General features: G+C 57.9%; 3 protein-coding genes. All 3 read left to right on the forward strand.

What is annotated here, in order from left to right:
* A partial coding sequence (locus B2W52_RS15320) for a hypothetical protein (protein ID WP_286803687.1) occupies window positions 1-1,019 on the forward strand: 1,019 nt, incomplete at its 5' end.
* Window positions 1,019-1,762 (forward strand): tRNA (N6-threonylcarbamoyladenosine(37)-N6)-methyltransferase TrmO, encoded by a 744-nt coding sequence (tsaA, locus tag B2W52_RS15325; RefSeq protein ID WP_092030962.1) that lies wholly within the window; start codon window positions 1,019-1,021, stop codon window positions 1,760-1,762. The genes B2W52_RS15320 and tsaA, both read left to right, overlap by 1 nt.
* 43 nt (window positions 1,763-1,805) lie before the next feature.
* Window positions 1,806-3,280, forward strand: a 1,475-nt coding sequence (locus tag B2W52_RS15330) for a sensor histidine kinase (RefSeq protein WP_286803688.1), incomplete at its 3' end; no start/stop codon positions are given.

Genomic DNA, 3,280 nt, shown 5'->3' on the forward strand with positions numbered 1-3,280 from the left:
ACAGCATCGAGCCGGTGTTTGAGCTTCGGGAACGGTCTGTTTCAGAGATTCTGGCGCCTGATCAGCTCCCGCTCGGGTTCTATACCTTTGAGCCGGATGAATACTGGGCCGATCCCAGGGATTCCTACTGGCTGAAATTCAGCAACTGGGTGCTCCGGCAGGAGCGCCTTCACGGGCAGACCGTACAATCTGTTGGCCAATGGGCAGACCGTACCTTGTCCGGCAGTGATCATAGCCTGCCCAATAATGAGAGCTATCTTCGTATCGGTTTTGCGACGGAATCTGAATATGGAGACCCGGCGCAGTTTGAGCCGGAGGCCAGGTTCCGGCTGGATATTCCTACCACGAAGCGCAAGCTGAGACTGGTTATCGAGAGCGAAAGCGAGGAGCTGATTCCCCTGAGCGAGCGCCAGCGGGACCGGCAGCTAACCGAGCCGGAGCGCTCCGACACGGAAGCCACAGGTGCACTGCGTTACCTGACCCAGATTGGTGACGCCATCAACTTTTCCAACGACGTGGGTGTGCGCCTGCGACTGCCTCCAGACGCGTTCTGGCGGGCAACGGCTGAGAAACGTTGGCGGCTGGACGACAAGTGGATTCTGAACGCTCAGCAACGGTTTTATTATTTTCATCAGGATGGCTGGGGCGAGCGAACCTGGATTGGCGTTGGGCGCCCGGTGGGCAATGACTGGTATTTTCACTCGTCTTCAGAACTGGAGTGGGTTCACAACGACAAGGAATTTGTTGCGGCTCAGATATTCAGCATGCGTAAGCGCATGAATAACCGCTTGATTGTAACGCCCCGGCTGGGTGTGCTTGGGGAAAGCAAACCTTCCTGGCGCACCACATCAGCATTCGGCGATCTCACGTTCCGCTACCGTCTACACAGCAACTGGCTCTATGCGGAGCTGATTCCAGCACTGGAATTCCCCCGGGAGGAGAGCTTCAAAGACCGTGCTTCTGTGGTGTTTCGGGTGGAAATGTTTTTCTCCGGTATCATTGAGGATGATCGTTTGTAATGCCAAGACACCCCTCGAAACCCGCGACCGAGGCCCTTACTCTCACGCCTATCGCCATTACCCGCTCATGCTTTCAGGACAAGTTCGGGGTGCCTCGCCAGCCGGGGTTGACCCGTCATGCCCGGGCCGAGCTGATTATCCAGCCACCGTTTGACCGGGAAGATGCCTTCCGTGGGCTGGAGACCGCCAGCCACCTTTGGCTGACCTTTCAGTTTCACGAGGCGGTGCGGGCAGACTGGCGGCCCGTGGTGCGCCCTCCCCGCCTGGGCGGCAATCGCAAGATGGGTGTGTTTGCCAGCCGGTCTCCGTTTCGCCCAAACAGCCTCGGCCTCTCGGTCGTTCGCAATGAGGGATTGGTGCGCAAAGATGGACAACTCATTCTCCGCATCAGTGATCATGACCTCATCGAGGGCACACCGATACTGGATATCAAACCCTACCTGCCATTTGCCGATTCAGTTCCTGAAGCGACATTGGGCTGGGCAGACTCGCCACCCACGGAAAAACTCGACGTGGTTTTTCTGCCGGAAGCGGAGGCCCAGATTGGCAAGCTGTCACCCGAAGAGTATCCGGAACTGCGAGCGCTGATCGAGGATGTGGTGGCTTACGATCCACGCCCCTCCTTTCGCAGAGGACGGGAAGAAGAGCGCATTTACGGAGCGCATCTGTACGATTTGAACGTGCGATTCCGATTCGTGAATGATCATTCACGGAAACGTGTCGAAGTGCTGACGGTCTGTTAAACTGCTTTTGGTGATTTTGTAGTCGACACAGGGAATATGTGCCTTGCCTTCAAAGCGGTTCTTCAAACGATTGGGAATACGACCACTGGCGGCAAGGTTGCTCGCCTACGTATTGCTGTTCAGCCTTTTTCTGTCTCTGGTGGCAACGGGCGTTCAGCTGATCGGAGAATTCGAGCGGCGCAAGAACGATCTGCTGAATGACCAGACACGGGCCGCGGAGTTGGTTTCCGGAAGCATGAGCAACAACATCTGGCTGATGAATTTCAGCGAGGTGGCCAACAGCCTGGATGATATGAAAGCAGTGCCCGCTGTCCAGTACGGGCGGGTGGTGACCAGCACCGGCGAAACCTTCAGCACCGGCACTTACCCTGAGGGCCGGGTCATATCGCAGACCTTTCCACTGGTTTTCGACCGCTCCAACAACCGCAGTCCTGAAAACGTTGGCACGCTCACCGTCACCTCCTCCATAGACCAGATCTACACAGACCTGCGTAACCGCGCGTTCCTGAACCTTTTGTTTCAATCCATTGTTGTCATGCTGGGCACCCTGGGCTTGCTGGTGATCGTTCGTTTAACGCTTACCCGGCACCTGGAATCCATGGCCGATTACGCCGCCCGGCTGAATCTCGACGCGCTGGTAGACCCGCTGGAGCTCAAGCGCAAACCCCGAAAAACGCCAGATGAACTCTCGGAGCTGGAGCAGGCGCTTAACAAGATGCGCCTGCAAATCCTAGAGGACACCCGCTCCTTGCGCCAAACCACGATCCAGTCCCAGGGTGAGCGGGACGAGGCGGTTCGCGCCAACCACGCCAAGAACCAGTTCCTCGCGAATGTCAGCCACGAACTGCGCATTCCGCTGCAGTCGGTGCTGGGCTACGCCAACCTGCTCACCGATACGCCGCTGGATCAGGAGCAGCGGGAATACGTGCTGACCCTGTTGAGCGCCTCGGAAAGCCTCTCGGCCATCATCAACGACCTGCTGGATATCTCCAGCATGGAAGCGGGCAAACTGGTACTTGAAGACATTCCCTTTGACCTTCGGGAAACCCTCAATGACCTGGTGCACATGCTTGGCTCTCGAGCCCGGGAGAAAGGCCTCGCACTGGAGCTTCGGATCGACGAAAACCTGCCCTGGGCGCTGAAGGGCGACCCGGTTCGCATTCGCCAGATATTGCTGAACCTTACGTCCAACGCTATCAAGTTTACCGATTCTGGCCATGTGCTGATCAGTATCGAGGTGTTGGGCCGCCGGGATGACAAGGCTCGCCTGCGTATTGCGGTGGAAGATACCGGCGTAGGGATCAACCCGGAAGATGTTCCCCTGATTTATGAGCCCTACGTGCAGCTGGGCCAGCAGTTCCAGCGCCAGTTACCGGGTGCCGGCCTGGGCCTGACCATTTGCCGCCAGTTGGTCGGCCTGATGGACGGCTCCATGGATCTGGAAAGCCGGCCCGGCGAGGGCTCTACCTTCTGGATGGAACTGACCCTGCCCGTGGCCCCGGAGAACGCCGCCCGGGT

Source organism: Marinobacter sp. UBA2498, assembly GCF_002341575.1.
GTDB lineage: Bacteria > Pseudomonadota > Gammaproteobacteria > Pseudomonadales > Oleiphilaceae > Marinobacter > Marinobacter manganoxydans.